The sequence below is a fragment of the Faecalimonas sp. LCP19S3_D12 genome, from assembly GCF_052121495.1.
In the GTDB taxonomy this organism is placed as follows: Bacteria; Bacillota; Clostridia; order Lachnospirales; family Lachnospiraceae; genus Faecalimonas.
The window spans coordinates 1-20885 of record NZ_JBQKED010000032.1 but is presented as its reverse complement, the minus strand read 5'-3'; the positions used below and the strand labels follow the sequence as shown (position 1 = coordinate 20885).

At 40.6% G+C, this 20885-nt stretch carries 25 protein-coding genes; all 25 read right to left on the bottom strand.

Annotated features, from left to right (window positions below; translation table 11 throughout):
* Positions 1–32: 32 nt before the first annotated feature.
* The 25 genes from ACTQXY_RS10555 to ACTQXY_RS10435 all read right to left on the bottom strand — a co-directional run bounded on the left by ACTQXY_RS10555 (position 33) and on the right by ACTQXY_RS10435 (position 20718).
* The gene (locus ACTQXY_RS10555) at positions 33–443 is read right to left on the bottom strand and encodes a cell division protein ZapA (protein ID WP_004613774.1); all 411 of its coding nucleotides are present in this window, start codon (positions 441–443) and stop codon (positions 33–35) included.
* Positions 444–511: 68 nt separating this feature from the next.
* On the bottom strand, positions 512–1513 hold the full coding sequence (gene ruvB / locus ACTQXY_RS10550; RefSeq protein WP_441659415.1) for a Holliday junction branch migration DNA helicase RuvB: 1002 nt from the start codon (positions 1511–1513) through the stop codon (positions 512–514).
* A gap of 18 nt (positions 1514–1531) precedes the next feature.
* A complete protein-coding gene (ruvA, locus tag ACTQXY_RS10545) occupies positions 1532–2143 on the bottom strand; it encodes a Holliday junction branch migration protein RuvA (RefSeq protein ID WP_441659414.1) in 612 nt (203 codons plus the stop codon).
* A 10-nt stretch (positions 2144–2153) separates the two neighbouring features.
* Entirely contained in the window at positions 2154–2645 is a 492-nt protein-coding gene (locus ACTQXY_RS10540; RefSeq protein ID WP_441659413.1) for a Gx transporter family protein, read from the bottom strand.
* 10 nt (positions 2646–2655) lie between these two features.
* A complete protein-coding gene (locus ACTQXY_RS10535) occupies positions 2656–3024 on the bottom strand; it encodes a NusG domain II-containing protein (protein ID WP_441659412.1) in 369 nt (122 codons plus the stop codon).
* A 122-nt stretch (positions 3025–3146) separates the two neighbouring features.
* Entirely contained in the window at positions 3147–3596 is a 450-nt protein-coding gene (locus ACTQXY_RS10530) for a hypothetical protein (RefSeq protein WP_441659411.1), read from the bottom strand.
* A 62-nt stretch (positions 3597–3658) separates the two neighbouring features.
* Positions 3659–4117 carry a DUF2752 domain-containing protein gene (locus tag ACTQXY_RS10525; RefSeq protein WP_441659410.1) on the bottom strand — a complete coding sequence of 153 codons (459 nt, stop codon included), beginning with the start codon at positions 4115–4117 and terminating at the stop codon, positions 3659–3661.
* A 46-nt stretch (positions 4118–4163) separates the two neighbouring features.
* Positions 4164–4955 carry an RnfABCDGE type electron transport complex subunit B gene (locus tag ACTQXY_RS10520; protein WP_441659409.1) on the bottom strand — a complete coding sequence of 264 codons (792 nt, stop codon included), beginning with the start codon at positions 4953–4955 and terminating at the stop codon, positions 4164–4166.
* 13 nt (positions 4956–4968) lie between these two features.
* Complete coding sequence (locus ACTQXY_RS10515) at positions 4969–5544, bottom strand: electron transport complex protein RnfA (protein WP_004613782.1); 576 nt, start codon at positions 5542–5544, stop codon at positions 4969–4971.
* Positions 5545–5558: 14 nt separating this feature from the next.
* Complete coding sequence (locus ACTQXY_RS10510; protein WP_441659408.1) at positions 5559–6257, bottom strand: RnfABCDGE type electron transport complex subunit E; 699 nt, start codon at positions 6255–6257, stop codon at positions 5559–5561.
* Positions 6250–6858 carry an RnfABCDGE type electron transport complex subunit G gene (locus tag ACTQXY_RS10505; protein WP_441659407.1) on the bottom strand — a complete coding sequence of 203 codons (609 nt, stop codon included), beginning with the start codon at positions 6856–6858 and terminating at the stop codon, positions 6250–6252. Before ACTQXY_RS10505 ends, ACTQXY_RS10510 begins: the two co-directional genes overlap by 8 nt.
* Positions 6858–7787 (bottom strand): RnfABCDGE type electron transport complex subunit D, encoded by a 930-nt coding sequence (locus ACTQXY_RS10500; protein ID WP_022250398.1) that lies wholly within the window; start codon positions 7785–7787, stop codon positions 6858–6860. Before ACTQXY_RS10500 ends, ACTQXY_RS10505 begins: the two co-directional genes overlap by 1 nt.
* 28 nt (positions 7788–7815) lie before the next feature.
* Complete coding sequence (gene rsxC / locus ACTQXY_RS10495) at positions 7816–9135, bottom strand: electron transport complex subunit RsxC (protein ID WP_441659406.1); 1320 nt, start codon at positions 9133–9135, stop codon at positions 7816–7818.
* A 110-nt stretch (positions 9136–9245) separates the two neighbouring features.
* Entirely contained in the window at positions 9246–10331 is a 1086-nt protein-coding gene (gene rpsA, locus ACTQXY_RS10490) for a 30S ribosomal protein S1 (protein WP_441659405.1), read from the bottom strand.
* On the bottom strand, positions 10312–11166 hold the full coding sequence (gene ispH, locus ACTQXY_RS10485) for a 4-hydroxy-3-methylbut-2-enyl diphosphate reductase (protein WP_441659404.1): 855 nt from the start codon (positions 11164–11166) through the stop codon (positions 10312–10314). Before ispH ends, rpsA begins: the two co-directional genes overlap by 20 nt.
* Positions 11156–11644, bottom strand: a complete 489-nt coding sequence (locus tag ACTQXY_RS10480) for a VanZ family protein (protein ID WP_441659403.1) — start codon at positions 11642–11644, stop codon at positions 11156–11158. Before ACTQXY_RS10480 ends, ispH begins: the two co-directional genes overlap by 11 nt.
* Positions 11645–11652: 8 nt before the next feature.
* The gene (cmk, locus tag ACTQXY_RS10475; RefSeq protein WP_441659402.1) at positions 11653–12309 is read right to left on the bottom strand and encodes a (d)CMP kinase; all 657 of its coding nucleotides are present in this window, start codon (positions 12307–12309) and stop codon (positions 11653–11655) included.
* 15 nt (positions 12310–12324) lie between these two features.
* Positions 12325–13551 carry an aminoacetone oxidase family FAD-binding enzyme gene (locus tag ACTQXY_RS10470; protein ID WP_441659401.1) on the bottom strand — a complete coding sequence of 409 codons (1227 nt, stop codon included), beginning with the start codon at positions 13549–13551 and terminating at the stop codon, positions 12325–12327.
* Complete coding sequence (locus ACTQXY_RS10465; RefSeq protein WP_441659400.1) at positions 13552–14478, bottom strand: MurR/RpiR family transcriptional regulator; 927 nt, start codon at positions 14476–14478, stop codon at positions 13552–13554.
* A gap of 111 nt (positions 14479–14589) precedes the next feature.
* The gene (locus ACTQXY_RS10460) at positions 14590–14955 is read right to left on the bottom strand and encodes a DUF1667 domain-containing protein (RefSeq protein ID WP_441659399.1); all 366 of its coding nucleotides are present in this window, start codon (positions 14953–14955) and stop codon (positions 14590–14592) included.
* Between the two features lie 8 nt (positions 14956–14963).
* Positions 14964–16226 (bottom strand): FAD-dependent oxidoreductase, encoded by a 1263-nt coding sequence (locus ACTQXY_RS10455; RefSeq protein ID WP_441659398.1) that lies wholly within the window; start codon positions 16224–16226, stop codon positions 14964–14966.
* Between the two features lie 17 nt (positions 16227–16243).
* Entirely contained in the window at positions 16244–17680 is a 1437-nt protein-coding gene (locus ACTQXY_RS10450) for an FAD-dependent oxidoreductase (protein ID WP_441659397.1), read from the bottom strand.
* A 130-nt stretch (positions 17681–17810) separates the two neighbouring features.
* Positions 17811–18521, bottom strand: a complete 711-nt coding sequence (locus ACTQXY_RS10445; protein ID WP_004613798.1) for an MIP/aquaporin family protein — start codon at positions 18519–18521, stop codon at positions 17811–17813.
* Between the two features lie 31 nt (positions 18522–18552).
* The gene (glpK, locus tag ACTQXY_RS10440; protein WP_441659396.1) at positions 18553–20049 is read right to left on the bottom strand and encodes a glycerol kinase GlpK; all 1497 of its coding nucleotides are present in this window, start codon (positions 20047–20049) and stop codon (positions 18553–18555) included.
* Positions 20050–20181: 132 nt separating this feature from the next.
* Positions 20182–20718: a TetR family transcriptional regulator gene (locus ACTQXY_RS10435; protein ID WP_441659395.1), complete on the bottom strand. Its 537-nt coding sequence runs from the start codon at positions 20716–20718 to the stop codon at positions 20182–20184.
* Between the last annotated feature and the right edge of the window lie 167 nt (positions 20719–20885).

Here is a 20885-nt window from a genome sequence, read left to right as displayed (position 1 = left end):
TTATCCCTTAAAAAAGGCTGTCCCATGACAGCCTATTTTTTATGATTCTTCATCTCTGCTTCCAACTTCACAATTTTCATCTGCAGCTGTTGATTTTCATTCTTTTCTTTTTCAAGATCACGCTCCAGATTCTCGAACTTGATCTGTGTAGAAATCAGCTCATGCTTTAAATCATACATTTCTTTATCTTTTTCTTCCACATCACTTTCAAGCGCAATGCTCTGCTTCTTTTCTTTAAAATAATCATCTGCGATATTCAGCGCCAACAAAATATTTCTTGTCTCTGCACTCTGTCTTCCATATCCTTCACTGCTCGCACACTCTGAAATCTTATGATTTAAGTATGTAGATACTTGCTGTAGATATTCTTCGCTCTCAAATCCACTCAATGTAAAAACTTTTCCGTCTATGATAACTTCTGTGTAATTTTTTGAAGATGTCATGGAAACCTCCTTGAAACTTTCCTAATTATCTTTCTATTATAAACCATCTATGAAAAAAAACAACTCTTTTATTCTTTTTCATAATGAATTCCAAGATGATGGTATGCGAATTCTGTGACAACTCTTCCTTTCGGTGTCCGCTGGATAAATCCATTCTTCAGTAAATATGGCTCATAAACATCCTCTATTGTCCCAGAGTCTTCCCCAATAGATGCTGCCAGTGTGTCAAGCCCCACCGGTCCTCCCTGAAATTTTTCTATAATTGTAAGGAGAATATTCCGGTCAATGTGGTCAAGCCCATATCTGTCAACTTCCAGTAAATCCAATGCATACATCGCCACCTCTTTCGTAATGACGCCATCATACTTCACCTGTGCAAAATCCCGCACTCGCTTTAAAAGTCGATTGGCAAGGCGTGGTGTTCCTCTAGATCTTTTCGCCATCTCCAGCGCACCGTTCGGTTCGATCTCAACGCCTAAAACATCTGCTGAACGCATAATAATCGTCTGCAGTTCCTTTTCTGTATAAAATTCCAGACGATTGACCACACCAAACCGATCTCGCAGCGGCGCTGTGAGCATACCAGCTCTTGTTGTCGCTCCCACCAAGGTAAACTTCGGAAGATCCAAACGGATGGAACGTGCACTTGCTCCCTTACCGATCATAATATCAATCGCATAGTCTTCCATCGCAGGATAAAGCACTTCCTCCACCTGTCTGTTCAAACGATGTATCTCATCTACAAAAAGGACATCTCCTTCCTGAAGATTGTTTAAAATAGCTGCAATCTCCCCCGGCTTTTCAATCGCTGGTCCCGAGGTGACTTTTAAATTCACATTCATCTCATTTGCAATAATTCCCGCCAATGTAGTCTTTCCAAGCCCCGGAGGTCCATAAAAAAGAACATGATCCAAAGATTCTTTTCTGGATTTTGCCGCCTCAATATAAATTTTTAATGTTTGCTTGGCCTTCTCCTGACCAATATAATCAGATAACAGCTGTGGGCGAAGATGATTTTCTATCTTTACATCTTCTTCCAGATTTTCTGTTGTAATAATTCTTTTTCCCATTTTCATTCTCCGCCTTTGTTAAAACATCATGTACTTCAGCGCCTGTTTCAGTATGTCTTCCACAGTAGTCTCCTCTGTGACTGTCACCTTTTTCACAGCTTTCATAGATTCTGTACTTCCATATCCAAGGGCAGTCAGTGCTTGAACTGCCTCTGCCTGTACTTCATTCGCTGTATCTGCCACACCCGCATATTCAACTGTCTCCGAATTTTTTTCCAAGATGTCTTCCACACTCAGTTTATCTTTCAGTTCAATAATAAGTTTCTCTGCCGTTTTCTTTCCAATTCCCGGCGCCGCCGAGATCGCTTTCGCGTCATTTGCCAGCACGGCAAATCTCAAATCATCCGGACTCAGCTGAGACAGGATGCTCAATCCGCCTTTCGGACCGATACCGCTTACACCGATCACCAATTTAAAAATTTTTAAATCGTCTCTCGTCAAAAAACCAAATAATTGCATCGCATCTTCACGTACATTCAAATAGGTGTGAATCTTCACTTCCTCGCCAATCGGCGGGAGCATTCCCATCGATTGCCCCGGCATAAAAATTCCATATCCTATTCCATTCACATCTACAATAATCTTATCTTCTTCCATTGCAGAAAGTTCTCCTCTTATATATGAAATCATATTTCCTCCATTACATTTCTATTCTGTTCAATCTTTTTAACATCTCACCAGAGATGATACCAATCAAGATTCCTGTCACAAGTCCCGATACAAGTAAAACCGGAAGATAGTATCCGATGCTCAAACTCTCCAATACAAGAGCAGCCATGATTAACTGACCAACATTGTGAAAAACGCCTCCCATCGCACTGATTCCAAGCAGACTGAACGCTTTTGTCCTTTTTAAAGTGACCATTACCGTTAGACTGAGAAGTCCGCCGGCCAAACTATACACAATGCTAAATAAATTACCAAATAAAAAACCTGACAAAATCACCCGCACAACTGCCAAAATATAAGCTTCTTTGATTCCCATCTTATATAAAACGACTACAACCACAAGATTCGCCAGACCAAGCTTCACCCCAGGTATTCCGACTTGAATCGGTATCAATGTCTCCACATAGCTGAAAATCAGTGCAAGTGCGGTAAATACTCCGAAATATACTGCCTTTGATTTCACAACCTGCCTCCTAATTTGCAACCGAATCCATCTCTGTCTCTTTGCCTGTTTCTGCAGTAATCTCAATCACCACTTTATTCGGCAGACAAACAATCGTCTCTTTGTTTTTCGAAATTGCTTTATGATGTACGCAAATCTGATCCGGACAATTAGCTTCCTTCATCTTCACCTCTCGGTTCTCAATGACAAATGTATTCGTATCGTTAATTTGCACTTCTGTATTATCCGACAGACTGTAAGTCCCTTTCACTTTTCCATCAACAGTTACTACCACTTTTCCGGCGCTCTCTCTTCCGAATCGCATATATAAAAGCAAGCAGGAAGCCGCCACACACACAACAACCAGAATCAATACAATATCACTTTTCTTTATCTTCATTGTTTTTGTTCCTTTCTTTCCGTCTATTTTAGCATATCATATTCTTTTATGCAACCACATGTTCGATTCTGTATTTTCTTTTGCGAAAAAACAGGACTACCGAAAATAGTCCTGTCCACATTTTAATAATATCTGTAATATCCACTTCCACTGATCATATTGAATATCATTGCTCCAAAGAAAATGAATACAATGATACCAAGCACAGTAGTAATCGCCCAATAAATCAAGTATGCTCTACAATAGTTTTTACGGTTTTCATTCTCGTTTTTTCCAAACGCCCATACAAAATATAAAATAATTCCAGCACAAGGAATCAAAAGAGCTAGCAATGTAATCAGCCAATCCCCCATTGACATTACGCTTTTGTCCGGTTGATTATACTGATTTGATCCATTCTGATTATCGTATCCGTTTGGCTGGTACTCGTTATTCCCATATGAATACTGATAATTTTGATTCATGTTTTCGTTCGAGTTTGAATACTCTGAATTTGTACTTTCCCCATTTTGAGGAGCCGGCTGTGTTGACTGTGTTTCTTCCTGTGGTGCATTTTCGTAGTTATTTTCCATAGTGTGCCTCCTTATCAGATTTATACATTGATATCATACCATATTTTCGCTGCGCTCACAATTTATTTTAATACTTTATCGAAAAAAGTACTCAACAAATTATTTCGATAATATGACATCGGCGGCTCTCCCGGAAACAAAAATATCATACGATACACATAAAAGCAAAGCATTGCAATGACAACTACAAGCGCATACTTTACAAACACCTTTTGACTCCGCTTCAGGATATATCGATAAACACAAAAAAGAACCAGTAATGCTGCAATCACATAGATAAAGGGGTGAATCTGAAACGCCTCCTTAAACTCACCTTTTAAAAGCGCTATTCCTGCTCTCGTAAGACCACAGCCCGGGCAGGGAAATCCGGTGATTGTTACCCAGATGCAACTGACCGGAAATATTATACGATTCAATCCCAAATACAATGCAATGAGCAAAATCGCAATTCTCATATTTTTAATATCCTGCCAAAGTAAAGCAGCTGCTTCCTTCAAAATTGTTTTCACAGAACGTTTCATTTTTCTTCCTCTCAAAAAGGTTCAGCCGTAAGCTGAACCTTGCTATTTACATGATAATTTTCTTTGGACATTTTTCTGCACACAGACCACAGTTTGTACATTTTTCAGGGTCAATATGTGCGATATTATCTTCCACAACAATAGCATCAGACGGACAAACTTTCTGACACATTTTACATCCGATACAACCAACCTTGCATACAGACAGTACATCTTTTCCTTTGTCCTTCGAGCTGCACTGCACTAAATGTTTCTGTTCATATGGTACTAACTCAACCAAATGTTTCGGACAGGCTGCAACACATTTTCCACATGCCTTACAAGCGTCTTTATCTACGACTGCAACGCCGTCAACAATGTGAATCGCATCAAATGGACATGCCTTTACACAGCTTCCAAACCCAAGGCAGCCATAATTGCAAGACTTCGGACCTCCATTTTGTATGAAATCCATCATTTTACAGTCTTCAATTCCATAATATTCGTAATCCTGATTTGCCTTATCACAAGTACCTGCACATTTTACGAACGCAGTCATACGTACCTGTTCTCCTGCTTCCTGTCCCATAATTTCACCAATCTTTGCCGCAACCGGAGCACCGCCGACCGGACATCCTCCAATTTCCGCTTGCCCTGCGACGATTGCAGCGGCAAGTCCTGAACAGCCTGCATATCCACATCCACCACAGTTATTTCCAGGAAGTACGCCTGTGATTGCCTCTTCTCTTTCATCTACCTCAACTGCAAATTTTTTGCCTGCAATTCCTAAGAAGGCGCCGATGAACAAGCCAGTACCGCCCACAATGACTGCAGCTATTATAATCCCTGTTACACTCATCTTTTCGTCCTCCTTAAATCAGTCCTGAAAATCCGAAAAACGCAATCGCCATCAGTCCTGCTGTAACAAGAACAATCGGCGTCCCCTGAAATGATGGGGAAACATCATTGTTTTCCGTTTTCTCACGAATACCTGCCATAATTACAATAGATACCGTAAACCCAACAGCAATTGCAAATCCATTCACAACACCTTCCAAAATACTGTAAGATTTTTGAACGTTGGTCAAAGCAACACCAAGCACTGCACAGTTTGTCGTGATCAGCGGAAGATATACACCAAGCGCTTTGTAAAGAGAAGGCATTGATTTTTTCAAGAACATCTCCACAAACTGTACCAAAGCTGCAATTACAAGAATAAATACAATCGTCTGTAAATATTCAAAATGTGTTGGCACCAAAATAAATTTATAAATCAAGCTTGTAAAAAATGATGCGATCGTAATAACGAAAATAACCGCGCCCCCCATACCACTTGCTGTCTCTACTTTCTTCGATACACCAAGGAATGGGCAGATTCCTAAGAATTGGCTAAGTACAACATTATTCACAAATGCGGAACCAATTGCTATAATAAGTAATTCTTTCATTTCCTGTACTCCTCCTATTCTTCATTTCCTGTTGGAAATATTCTGCCTCCACATGAACTGTTTCCACATGAAGCACAGCCTTCACCACATCCGGTTTTCACTGTTTCTTTTCCTTTGTTTGCTGCATTTCTCTTCACTTTATTTTGAATTGCAACAAGCCCTGCCAGAACAAAGAATGCCCCAGGAGCCAAAATAAAAATAGTCACAGGTTCATAGGAAGACGGCATCATCTGTTTTCCAAAAATCTGTCCTGCTCCGATTACTTCACGGACAATTCCGATACTCGTCAGTCCAATCGTAAATCCAAGCCCCATACCGATTCCATCAAAGATAGATGGAAAAACCGGATTCTTAGAGGCATAGCTTTCTGCACGTCCTAAGATGATACAGTTTACGACAATCAATGGAATATAAAGTCCAAGTGAGTCATAAAGACTCGGAATGAACCCTTCCAAAAGAAACTGTACAATTGTAACAAAAGATGCAACGACAACGATAAATGCCGGCATTCTAACCGAATCCGGAATAATTTTACGAAGCATAGAAATGAGCATATTTGACATTACCAGAACGACCGTTGTCGTCAGACCCATTCCCACACCATTAATTGCAGATGTTGTAACAGCCAATGTAGGACACATTCCCAACATTAAAACGAAGGTAGGGTTTTCTTTTACCAGACCATTGTAAAGTCTTTCCATACATTTATTCATTTGCACTACCTCCTATTACATGATTAAAATATGCAAGTCCTGCATTTACTGCGTTTGTCACCGCATTTGAAGTGATCGTAGCTCCGCTGAGCGCATCAATTTCTTCGTCTGAGCTTGCACCTGTTTTTGTAACTGTGAAAGTTTCCACAGTTTTTCCGACATACTGATCACGGAATTTCGCCTCAGTCGCTTTCATTCCGAGTCCCGCTGTCTCGCTGATACTTAAAATTTCCACGCCTTCCACAACTCCGTCATTTCCGATTCCGACTGAAATTTGAATATCTCCACCATATCCTTCACTGGATGTCGTCGTCACGACATAGCCGATTGTCTCACCCGACTTATCTTTTGCTTCTACAACTCCATTTACCGTACATCCGGAAATATCTTTCACTGCTTTTGCAGCTTCTTTCTCATCAAAATCAGCGTAGTCTACAAAGCTATCCGCTTCTTTTAAAACTGCTTTGTACGCTTCTTGTCTTGCTTTCTCCTGAGATGCCGCGATTGGATCTTTTGTAATCTCATAGACCATTCCCAGCAACAAACCGGAAATCAGCGTTATCGCAGTAAGAATCAATGTGTTTTTAATAATTTTATTCATTATTTTTCTCCTCCTTTACCAAATGGTTTTGGAAGAGTAACCTTCTCGATCAATGGTACTAAAAGGTTACTAAAGATGATCGCATAAGACACACCTTCTGCCGAACCGCCAAATAAACGGAACAAACCAGTTAGCAATCCAAGACAGACGCCATATACAATCTGTCCTTTTTTTGTAATCGGCGACGTCACATAATCCGTTGCCATGAACCAGGCTCCAAGCATCAGCCCTCCACCGCAAAGATGTGCCGTGATATACTGTGGGTCTAATCCATGTCCACCAAACAAAATAATAAAAATAACAAATGTCACAATATATGTACCCGGAATTCTAAGGTCAATCACCCCCATTAAAAGAAGGAAAATAGCCCCGATCATAATCGCAATTACAGATGTCTCACCAATCGTACCTGCAGTATTTCCAATCAGCATATCAAATGTGTTCACACTTTCGCCTGCTTTTAACTGTGCAAGCGGAGTCGCACCGGATACACCGTCATATACAAATGTTGTCATTCTTCCTGTAAACGAAATCAGCAGGAAGCATCTCGCGCCAAGCGCCGGGTTCATAAAATTCTGTCCCAATCCGCCAAACAGTTGCTTTACAACTAAAATAGCAAACACGCTTCCAAGTACGCACATCCACCAAGGTGCTGTCGGCGGCAAGTTCAGCGCCAATAGAAGACCTGTTACTACCGCACTAAAATCCTGAATAGTCACCTTTTTATGCATTAATTTTTGATAAAGATATTCTGTCAGCACCGCTGTTCCTGTTGTTATTAACACTACACCTAGCGCTGATAATCCAAAGTTATATACACCGAATATAGTAGTCGGCAACAAGGCAATTGTTACCAACATCATAATATTGCTCGTAGTAACCTTGGAACGTATATGTGGTGAAGACGATATATTAAACTGTTCACTCACCTTAGTTCACCTCTTCCTTTATTTTTTCTTATTTTTTCCTTCTGTTTGCGAGTGCAATTTTTCTCATGGAACCAATTGCCTGTTTCAATTGACGCTTCGCAGGACAGACATAACTGCATGAACCGCATTCCACACATTCAAGTCCTTCCCATTTCGTAAATGCCTCTTCATTGTGATGTTCTGCAAAATCAGCCAATCTTGACGGTATAATGCGACTTGGGCAGACTTCTACACAGCGTCCACAATTAATGCATGCACTCGGCTCATTTGCAGCAACTTCATCTTTTGTCAGACAAAGAATAGAGGATGAAGTCTTTGTGATTGGAGTATCCAGAGTAAACATGGCAAATCCCATCATCGGTCCTCCTGAAATTACTTTTTCCGGCTCACCCAAAAATCCTCCCGCAGCCTCTACAAGTTCTCTTTGATTTGTTCCAAACAGCACTTTAAAGTTGCCAGGTTCTTTAACGCCATCTCCGCTGACCGTTACGATACGCTCTATAACCGGTCTGCCATCTATCACTGCATGGTGGATTCCGATCAATGTCTCAACATTGTCTACTACACAACCTGCGTCTGCCGGAAGCATGCTGGAATTAATGGCTCTTCCTGTTGTTGCAAAAATAAGCTGACGTTCTGCACCTTGTGGGTACTTCGTTTTCAGCGCAAGGACTTCCATGCGAGGCTCATCTTTTGTCAGTTCCTTTAGTTTTGCAATACAATCCGGTTTATTATCCTCGACCCCAAAAATTCCTTTTGCATTGTCAAACAATTTTAATACTACTTTCATTCCACTGACAAGTTCTTCCGGATTCTCAAGCATTCTTCGATAGTCTGCAGTGATATACGGCTCACATTCGGCACAGTTTGCTATCACATATTCAATTTTTTCAGGTTCTTTCGGAGAAAGTTTTACTTTTGTCGGGAAACCTGCCCCCCCCATACCAACAATTCCGGCTTCACTAATCAGATTTAAAATTTCTTCTTTTGTAAGTTCATCAAGGGGTTTCGCCGGAGCATATTGTACTTCTTGATACTCTCCGTCATTTTCTACAACAATACAGTTCACTTTTGAACCTGTTGGATTAAAATGTGGCTCAATTGCTTTCACTGTTCCTGATACCGAAGCATGTATCGGAGCAGAAACAAATCCCCCTGCTTCCGCAATTTTTTGTCCCTTCAGTACATGGTCTCCTACTGACACAATCGGACTTGCCGGTGCGCCAATATGCTGAGAAAGCGGATAAATCAAATCTCCCTTCGGCATCACTGTAACAATCGCCTTGTCTTTTGCAAGACTTTTCCCATCATTTGGATGGATACCGCCTTTGAATGTTAGTAATCCCATTCGCACATTCCTTCCTTTCATTTTTTGACATTTTTTTCACATAAACACATGCAAATAAATAGAGACTACTTGTAGTCTCTATTTATGCACTATTTATTTACTGATATATTTTATTCTGCTGTCCCTTCTTCTGCTTCAACTGTCTCAGGCTCAAGTGCTTTCATGCTCAAGCTGATCTTTTTCTCTGCTTCGTTCAGATCAACTACTTTTGCTGTAATCTCCTGACCTACTGATAATGCATCTGAAGGTTTTTCAACATGTGCTCTTGAAATCTGAGATACATGTAATAATGCATCTACACCTGGAGCCAATTCTACAAATGCACCGAAATCTGTCATTCTTGCAACTTTTCCTGTCACTTCTTTTCCTACTGCAAAATCTGTAGCAGCATTTGCCCACGGATTTGTCTCTGGGAATTTTAAGCTCAATGCAACTTTTGTATCGTTAATCTCTTTTACAAGAACTTTTACAGTATCTCCAACCTGGAATACTTTTTTCGGGTTCTCTACTCTTCCCCATGACATCTCAGAAATGTGAAGTAATCCATCTACTCCGCCAAGGTCGATGAATGCACCAAAATCTGTAACATTCTTCACTGTGCCTTCCACAACATCTCCGACTTTTAATTTAGCAAATAATTCTTTCTGTAATTCTGCTTTTTCAGCTACTAAAAGTTGTCTTCTGTCACCGATCACACGGTTTCTTCTTGGATTGAATTCGCTGATAACAAACTCAATCTCCTGACCTTGATATTTGCTAAGATCTTTTTCGTAAGTATCAGATACTAAACTTGCAGGGATAAATACTCTTGCTTCATCCACAACAACACTTAATCCTCCTCCAAGAATCTGAGCTACTGTTGCTTTCAATACTTCTTTGTTCTCAAAAGCTTCTTTCAATCGTTCATTTCCTTTTTCTGCTGCTAATCTCTTATACGTTAACAACACTTGTCCTTCGCCGTCATTTACTTTCAATACTTTTGCTGCCATTGTATCACCTACGGATACAACTGTAGTCAAATCAACGTTTGGTTCGTTTGTATACTCACCGCGAGTAATGATACCGTCTGCTTTGTAGCCTATATTCAAGATGATCTCATCTGGTTTCACATCAATGACAGTTCCATCTACAACCTCTCCATTACGTATTGTTTTAAAAGACTCTTCTAACATTTGTTCAAAAGTTAATTCTGACATTATTTTGAACCTCCTCAATTATATTCTTGGGCGTTGATGCCCCAGCTGTAATACCTACCGTTTTTACCGACTTTAATTGATTCATATTCAAATCGTCAAGTGTCTGTATATAGTACGTATTGTTACATGCTTTATCACATATTTCAAATAACTTTTGCGTGTTGGAACTATGTTTATCTCCAATTACGATCATAGCATCCACTTTTCTTGCAATCTGATCAGCTTCTTCCTGCCTTTCTTTTGTTGCACTGCAAATTGTATTTAAAACACTTATATCATAACTCTTTTTAGAAATAATTTCAACTAAATATTTGAATTTATTGTAATTAAATGTCGTCTGAGACACAACACACACTTTTACATCTGAAGAAACATGAAATTTTTCTGCATCTTCCACAGTTTTAATCACTGTGACATCGTTTTCTGCCCATCCTTTGATTCCCTGCACCTCCGGATGTGACTCATCACCTATGATTACAATATGCTTCCCTTCCACACTCTCTTTTTCAACAATACGGTGAATCTTTTTTACGAACGGACAGGTTGCATCTACACAAATCAAGCCTCGTTCCTCTAAGATCGTATAAATTTCTTTTGCGACACCGTGAGAGCGAATGATCACCACACCACTTTGCAACTGCATCAGTTCCTCCTGTGTATAAATCACCTCAACACCCTTGCTTCGCATATCTTTGACGACCTCTTCATTGTGGATGATCGGACCATAAGTATATATCTTCACATCACTTCGTTTTTGAGCCTGTTCATACACCGTCTCCACAGCTCTTTTTACCCCAAAACAAAATCCTGCTGTTTTTGCAAGTCTAACTTCCATCTTTTTTCCTCTTTCTTATCAGGTATAATATGGTTGCCGACAGAACTGCTCCGATCAATCCACCGCAGCTGTCTAAGATCACATCTGTAATCTGCCCGCTCCTTCCGGGCACAAATAACTGATGAATCTCATCTGTCACTGCATACAGAGCAGTACTTAGCACACTCATTCCTGCAATCTGTTTTATCTTTCTGGTTTTCTTTTTATAGTTCACAAAAAACAATACACTAAGTGCTGCATATTCACATGCATGGGCACTTTTTCTCACTGCAAAGTCTATCTTCTTCGCGAATGCATCTTGTTTCTTTCCGCTCCACTTTTCAAATTCCGGTACCACTATTCTCCCAATTATTTTTCCTACCGAAGTGCTCATCTTTTCAGACTGTACCGCTGGTTTCGCCGAAAAAAAGAAAATCATTCCCATCCAAAAAATGAGCAGGATAACAAGCAGCTTTCTCTTTCCGCCTTGTCTTGTCATACACACCTCTATTTGCAAAGATTTTTAATTGCTTCCACCACTTCATCAATACTCATATCGGAACTGTCAATCAACACAGCATCTTCCGCCTGTCTCAATGGAGCAGTTTCGCGGTTCATATCTCTTGTATCCCGCTCTTCGATATCCCGCGCAATGTCTTCAAGATTACATTCCTGTCCCTTTTCTGACAGCTCCAGATATCTTCTGTTCGCCCTTGTCTGCACGCTTGCCGTCAAGTATACTTTTACCTCTGCATTCGGCAGCACATTTGTCCCGATATCCCTTCCGTCCATGACAACATCTTTTGTTCTTGCCATCTCTCTTTGTAATTCTAAAAGTTGCGCCCGCACTTCTGGAATCGCTGATGTGACAGAAGCCATATTTCCAACAAATTCTTCCCGCAAAAAACCAGTCACATTCTCACCATTCAAATATACCTGCTGCATGCCGTCTTCATATTGCAGAGTCACTTCCGCATGTTTACATACTTCCGCAATCTTTTCTGTGTCATCTGTACCAAGCCCCTGATTAAGAAAATAGATTGCAAGCGCCCGATACATTGCCCCTGTATCTACATATACATATCCCAACTCTTTTGCCACTCTTTTTGCTATTGTACTTTTTCCCGCACCAGCCGGTCCGTCAATTGCTATATTATATCCCATTTTTCTCCTCCTATTTTAAAAAATGCTGCTTCCCGCTGCATACGCTGTCGACCATGCAATCTGTAAATTAAATCCACCTGTCAGCGCATCCAAATCCAATACCTCCCCGACAAAATAGAGCCCGCTTACCAATTTTGACTCCATTGTAGAAGGATTGATCTCTTTCACCTTCACTCCGCCCTTTGTGATGATCGCTTCGTTGAAATCTCTCAGCCTTGTGATAGTCCATGTAAAATTTTTCATCAAATGTACAAATTGGTGGCGCTCTTCTTTGGATATCAGATTCACCTTTTTTTCAACATCAATACCACTTAACTTAAGCATCACCGGGAGCAATTTTCCCGGAAACAGCTTGGTAACAGCATTTTTAAACTGCTTATTCTTATTCTCTTCAAAGTCTCTCAGCACTCTTTGATCCAGCTGTTCAAAAGACAATGCCGGCTTCAAATCAATAACCAATTTCAGTTCACTTCTTTTCAACTGCTTTCCGATATAACTGCTCGCACTGAGCATCAAAGGTCCGCTCACTCCATAATGTGTAAACAACATCTCACCAAAATCTTCATACAACTTTTTCTTTCCATCATATATCGCTGCGGTCACATTCCGAAGCGACAACCCCTGAAGTTCTTTTACGTAAGTTTCTTTAAGCTCCAACGGGACAAGCGCTGGCATAATATCAGTAACTTGATGCCCTGTTTCTTTTGCAAAACGATATCCGTCTCCCGTCGATCCGGTCGTCTGATAAGAAAATCCACCTGTCGCAACAATACATGCGTCTCCCGTAATCTTTTTTCCATCCTTCGTTTCCAAGTATTCAAATCTGTCTTCACCGACAACCTTTTTCACTTCTGTATGCAGATGGATTAAAACGCCAAGCTGATGCAATTCTTTTGTCAATGCGCCGATGACATCCGATGAGTGATCTGATACCGGAAATACTCTGTTTCCACGCTCAACCTTTGTTCTCACACCGATTCTTTCAAAAAATTCAATCACATTCTGATTGTCATAACCGTAAAAACTACTGTATAAAAATTTAGGGTTTGTCACCACAGAGGCAAACAACGTATCCATATCACTTGCATTTGTAATATTACAGCGCCCTTTTCCTGTGATAAACAGCTTCTTTCCAAGTTTTTCGTTCTTTTCAAAAATATGAACTTCATTTCCATTGTAGGCTGCAAAAATTGCGGCAAACATTCCTGCCGCACCGCCTCCTACCACAAGTACTTTACTCATCTACACTTCCTCGTTTTCTTTAAAATTGAGTGACACCGAATCGTCCACCTGATTCAGTTCATCACTGCTGTATACCTGATATTCATCCCAGATTTGTTCCAATGTCTCAAGGGTGGCAATGACGTCTTTCTGTTTTTTCATGCATAATGCCACCACAAGTGCGTTCACAACACTTAATGGCGCAACCAGCGAATCTACAATGGATGCCATATCGCTTCTCGCAATCAGATTGCAGGACGAATATAAGGTCATCGGAGAATGTACACTATCTGTCAGTGTGATCACTTTTGCTTTTCGGTTACTCGCAAACTCCAATGCTTTCAACGTGCGCATAGAATACCGCGGAAAACTAATGCCAATGATCACATCCTCTGCCCCGATCCGTATAAGCTGCTCAAAAATCTCGCTTGAGCTGTTTGTGTGGACCGATGTCACATTATCAAAAATTAAATTCAAATAAAAACTCAGAAAATTAGCAAGTGGTGCACAACTTCGGATTCCCACTACATATATACGTTTTGCATTCAAAATAGTCTCGACAGCAAGCTCAAATGCATTCTGATCCATATTGGCAAGTGTAAGCTTGATTTTTTCGATATCCGACTGAAGAACCGATGCCAGAATCTCCGACTGACTGATCCGACCATATGTCACTTCCATGCGCTGAATCGAGTTCAATTTATTCCGCACAAGCTCTTCTAGTGCTTTTTGAAATCCCGGATACCCTTGATACCCCAACTGTGTTGCAAATCTGACAACAGTAGACTCACTTACTCCCACCACTTTTCCAAGTTTTGCAGCAGTAAGAAATACTGCCTTGTCATAATTTTTCAAAATATAATCTGCCAGCAGTTTTTGTCCTTTACTCATCTGTTCATAATTTTTATCTATTTTATTTAACAATTTATTTGTATTTTTGTTATTCACGATTCGCCTCCGGTATCTTACTTTCAATATGCGAATTCATTATACACGACTTATATTTATTATTCAAGACGTAATCAGGGACGAAGCAAAACTCCGTCCCCGACTTTATTTCTATTTCTGATTCACATTTGCAGTTGCAACAATGTCTACCCCTGTTTCAGCTACATCCTTCACTAATATATCTCCGATTTTTACCGGTGCTTTCGCCACAACATCTTTCAAGTCCCGCACAACATCAAAAATTTTCCCCTTTGGAATATCGCTTTTCGTTTTTACAGAGACAGACACTTTATCCCCACCGCTTACTCGAACACTGCTTGTCACAATCCGCATTGGATTCGTCACTTCTTTCTCCGCATACACCTTTCCTCTTGGACAAGTATTCCCTGTCACATTTTTTACTTCCTTTCCTTCCAATTCCACCGAAACCATACATCCCAAAGGACATCCGATACAAATCAACTCTCTTTTTTCCATCCTTATCACTACTCCTTTTCAACCTTTATGGTTATTTTCTTCAGATCCGGATATTGGCTCAACTGCTCTTTTGTAAGTTTGATCTCTTCCATTTCACCAGGTGCTACAACCGGACGTTTTCTTCTCATAATGCGCTCCCCATCAAAATATGTACTGATATAACAATTTTTGAACACGCCTGCGACACGAAAACGAACCGTCAGTTTGTCATCCATATTTTCCGGATGAATATATTTCGGAACGGTATATCGAACACCATCTTCCGGTACAAGATCAATTTTCTTGTCAGCGACTGCCAACTCGCCCTTGATGTATTTCACTGCGTTTTTCCCTGCCATAGCAGCCTCTTCTGACACGAAATCGACAAGATCATGTACATGAAGTACATTTCCGCATGCAAAAACACCTTCCATACTCGTCTCAAGACTCTCGTTTACTACCAGTCCGGAAGTCACTCGTTCCATATCGATGTCAAGCCCTCTTGAAAGTTCATTTTCCGGGATAAGTCCAACTGACAGTAACAATGTATCACATGGGATATATTCTTCTGTCCCTTTGATTGGTTTGCCTTTTTCATCTACCTGAGCAAGTGTAACGCCTTTGACTCTCTCTTTTCCGTCAATGTCAATAACCGTATGGCTTAATTTCAAAGGGATTCCATAGTCATCCAGACATTGCACAATATTTCTTTTTAATCCGCCGGAATATGGCATTAACTCGGCAACCACTTTCACATGAGCACCTTCCAGCGTCATTCTTCTTGCCATAATGAGTCCAATATCGCCGGAGCCCAATATCACAACTTCTCTTCCCGGCAAATATCCTTCCATATTAACCAGTCTCTGCGCCGTTCCTGCCGAAAAAATTCCAGCTGGGCGATATCCCGGAATATTTAACGCACCTCGAGGACGTTCGCGGCATCCCATTGCCAAGATAATTGCTTTTGCCTGAATCTCAAACAACCCTTCCTCTCGGTTCATCGCTGTGACAACCTTATCTTTTGAAATATCCATCACCATCGTGTTGAGTTCATATGCAATTCCAAGTTCTTCCACTTTTTCTATAAATCTTCCTGCATACTCAGGTCCTGTTAACTCTTCTTTAAATGTATGAAGTCCAAACCCGTTATGAATACACTGATTTAAAATACCCCCAAGTTCCTTGTCTCTTTCTAAGATTAAGATGCTGTCAATTCCGTGTTCCTTTGCAGAAGCCGCAGCAGCAAGTCCTGCCGGTCCACCTCCTACAATCACAATATCATATGATTTCATGTATATGCCTCCTCTTTCTACAGATGATCTTTATTGATTCCTACGATAATTTTTGATTCCCCGCCTGATTTTGTCACTTCCGCCATATCAATTTCCAGTTCGCGTGAAAGAATTTCCATCGTTCTCGGTGAACAGAAGCCCGCCTGACAACGTCCCATTCCTGCTCTTGTCCGCCGTTTCACACCATCCAATGAACGTGCCCCCAAAGGACGCCAAATTGCGTCAATAATTTCTCCTTCTGTCACCGTTTCACATCTGCAGATAATGTTTCCGTATGCTGGATTTTCTTTAATCAATGCCACCCGTTCTTCCTTTGAAAGTGTCTGCGGATTCAAAACACCTTTTCTTTGTGCGACAAAATTTTCATTTACCGAAAGCTGCAGTGCATCTTTCACCATAGTTGCAACCATCACTCCAATCGCTGGCGCACTTGTAAGTCCCGGTGATTCAATTCCTGCTGCATCAAAGAAGTTTTTCGCATCCCTTGCTTCTCCGATTGTAAAGTCCCCCTTACTCTCGCGAGCTCTCAATCCCGCAAAAGAAGTGATCACCTGACGCATCGGAAGATTTGCCACAGATTCTCCTGCTTTTTCCATCAGGAAATCAATTCCTTCCTGTCTCACGTTATTTGCTCCTTTATCTTCTACATCCATAGCTGTCGGTCCTACAATCAGATTCCCATGTACTGTAGGAGACACTAATACTCCTTTTCCAAATTCATTTGGCAACGGAAAAATTGTCCGGCTCACATGATTTCCCGCCGTCTTATCTAATAGACAGTAATCCCCTCGTCTTGCCACAATTTTCAGCTTATCCTCGGATACCATATTATGAATTTCATCAGCATAGACACCTGCAGCATTCACAACCGCTTTTGTCTCAAATGTTCCTTTCGACGTCTCCACAAGATAACCGTTCTCCGTCTTACTAATGTTCTCTACACTTGTGTTCAGTTTAAATTCCACGCCATTTTCAACTGCATTTTCCGCAAAGGCAATCGTCATATTAAACGGACATACAATTCCGGATGTCGGTGCATAGAGCGCAGCAACAACCTGATCTGTAAGATTTGGTTCCATCTCATGTGTTTCTTCTTTATCTAGGATACGAAGTCCTTTCACGCCATTTTGAACACCTTTGTCGTATAATTCCTGTAACTTTGGTTTATCCTCCTCGCGTACACAGACAACAAACGCTCCTGTTTGTTTAAACGGAAAATCTAATTCTTTTGACAATTTTTCCATCATTAGATTTCCTTCTACATTCAGTTTTGCCTTCAGCGTTCCCAGCTTTGCATCAAATCCGGCATGTGCAATCGCGCTGTTTGCCTTTGATGTTCCATTACATACATCTTCATCTTTTTCAACCACACAGGCATTCACCTGATACTTTGATAATTCTCTTGCAATTGCGCAGCCCACAACACCTGCGCCTACAATCATAACATCATACATTTTTCTATCTCCTTTTTAATTATAATTTACCTAAAATAAGACAGAGTCAGGCAAAGACTCGGGCACCACCCGATTCTAAAACGCCTGACTCTTTTCTCCTATCGTTTGCGGTATTCAATTTTTGTTATCTTTACCACGGAATTGCTCCGTACAGAAGCACTGCCACAATCGCACCGATAATCGGTCCTACCAACGGAACAATTGCATATCCCCAATTAGAAGAGCCTTTCCCTTTGATTGGCAATATCGCATGCGCTAGACGAGGTCCAATATCACGCGCCGGATTGATTGCATATCCTGTAAGTCCACCTAATGACATACCAACTGATACAATAATTCCAAATACTAAGAATTTATCCAATCCTCCTGCAATTCCATCCACATTTGCGATTCCTTTGATAGCAAATACTAATACGAATGTTCCGATTGCTTCACTCAAAATATTGAGCGGAAGATTCGGAACTGATGGACTTGTAGAAAATGCTCCTAATTTCGCAGCAGGTTCCGGTGTCGCATCAAACTGTTCTTTGAATAAAATATATACCAGACAGGCACCTACAAACGCACCTGCAAACTGAGCAATAATATATCCTGGTACCAATGCCCAATCAAAGCTTCCATCAATCGCCAGCGCCAGCGTGAGCGCCGGATTAAAAGATGCGCCAGAAGCTGCTCCGAAAATATACGCTGGTATCATAACTGCAAGTCCCCAGGCAAATGTGATCTGAATCGAACCCGCACCTTTCATGCCGGATTTATTCAATGTCACATTGGCTACAACACCATCTCCGAGTAAGATGAGCATCATTGTTCCTAAAAATTCAGCTATATATGGTAACATATAAAGATCCCCCTTTCACTTTTCACAGTCCTTAATCTTCTTTTGCCCATCCGTAAGCATATTTTACAGCCTTATTCCAGCCTTTGATTCTAACCGCACGGTCTTCTTCTGTAATGGATGGTTTGAACGTCTTATCAATCGCCCAGTTCTTTATTACATCCTCTTTGTTTGCCCAATATCCAACTGCCAAACCTGCAAGATAAGCCGCTCCCATAGCAGTTGTCTCTACACATTGCGGACGATTAACCGGCGCATCAATAATGTCAGCCTGTGTCTGCATCAAGAAATCATTCGCACTTGCTCCTCCATCTACTTTTAATGCTGCAAGTGAAATTCCCGAATCTGCTTTCATCGCCTCTAAAACATCATTTACTTGATATGCCAACGATTCTAAAGTAGCACGGATAATATGATACTTATTAACGCCACGTGTAATTCCTACGATGGTTCCTCTCGCATATTGATCCCAGTGCGGAGCTCCCAAGCCAGTAAATGCTGGTACGACATAACATCCATTTGTATCTTTTACTTTTTTCGCCATATATTCAGAGTCTGGTGAAGAATCGATGATTCGCATCTCATCACGCAGCCATTGCACAGCCGCACCTGCCACAAAAATGGAACCTTCCAGTGCATAGTTGACTTTTCCGTCCAGTCCCCATGCAATTGTTGTTACTAAGCCATTCTTTGAAAAAACAGGTTTCTCGCCTGTGTTCATCAATAAGAAACATCCTGTACCATATGTATTTTTTGCTTCTCCTGCAGTAAAACATGTCTGTCCGAACAAAGCGGCCTGTTGATCACCTGCAGCACCTGCGATCGGAATTGATCCCCCTAAAAACGATGGATCTGCTTCCCCGTAAATACAGCTTGAAGGCTTTGCTTCCGGGAGCATTGATTTTGGAATATCCAATTCTGCCAAAATCTCATCATCCCATTCAAGTGTATTAATATTAAAGAGCATTGTACGTGATGCATTTGAATAATCTGTCACATGCACGGCACCTTTTGTCAATTTCCAGATCAGCCATGTCTCAACTGTACCGAACAATAACTCTCCTTTTTCCGCCCGTTCTCTTGCTCCCGGTACATTATCTAAGATCCATTTTACCTTTGTCGCTGAGAAATAAGCATCGATGACAAGTCCTGTCTTTTCTCTGAATTTTTCTGTCAGTCCTTTCTCCTTCAAAGAGTCGCAATATTCAGAAGTTCTTCTACACTGCCATACAATTGCGTGATATACCGGTTCCCCTGTATTCTTATCCCACACAATCGCCGTCTCTCTCTGATTTGTGATACCAATTGCCGCAATCTCTTCTGCAGTTGCTCCGATCATATTCATTGCTTCCACAGCTACACCAAGCTGACTTGCCCAAATCTCATCTGCATCATGTTCCACCCATCCAGGTTGTGGAAAATACTGCGTGAATTCCCGTTGTGCCACGCTGCACATCTCACCTTTTTCATTAAATAAAATACATCTGTTGCTCGTTGTTCCTGCATCTAGTGCCATTACATATTTTGCCATGTGAATACATCCTCCTTTTTCTTTTTAGCATTTTTCACATTACTTATTGTAATCATATTACCACTTTTTTTATTTTTTGTCATTATACACTTTATGTATTTTGTATAGTTTTAGATTGTTGAAAATTTATTTTTATGCACATTGCACATCGTTCTGATTATGACAATATTCCTGCATCCCATTTTTCAAAAACAGAAGAATATGTTCGATCTGCTCATGACCAATCTTATCATCATACGTTTCCGCTACTATGATCACATAATTCAAAAGAGATGTTGTCAGAAAAGTGAGCACTTCTTTTTCTTCTATTTTATAAGTAGAGAGCATTCTTTTCATGCGCTCTTCCACATCAGTTGTAACTGCTTTTTCCAACAATTCCCGACCAAATTCCCGAATCACTTTCCTGTAAAAATTTCTGTCTGCATGTGCATTTTCAAAAAGTGTATAGATCCAACAATCCGGCGTTTTTTCTTCCACATCACACTTTTCTAAAAGAGTATTTTTACAAATCCATTCAATAATTTCACAAATATCATGAAAATGATAATAGAACGACTGTCTTGTCAGTCCACTTTCTTCCACAATATCTTGAATCGTAATTTTATGAAGGCTCTTCTCTTTCATCAGTTTCTTTAATACCTCTGCAAGCTTCCATTTTGTTTTTGACATACTTACCTCCTTTGACTATAAAAAAGAGCAAGACAAACTACAACATTTCTGTTGTTTTTTTATATAATAGGAAATTCCGATTTTTGTTGGAACAATGAATGAAAATAGCCCGCACAAAGTCGGGCATGAGAACAAGATGACGCTCGTTAGAAGATATAAAAACCTTC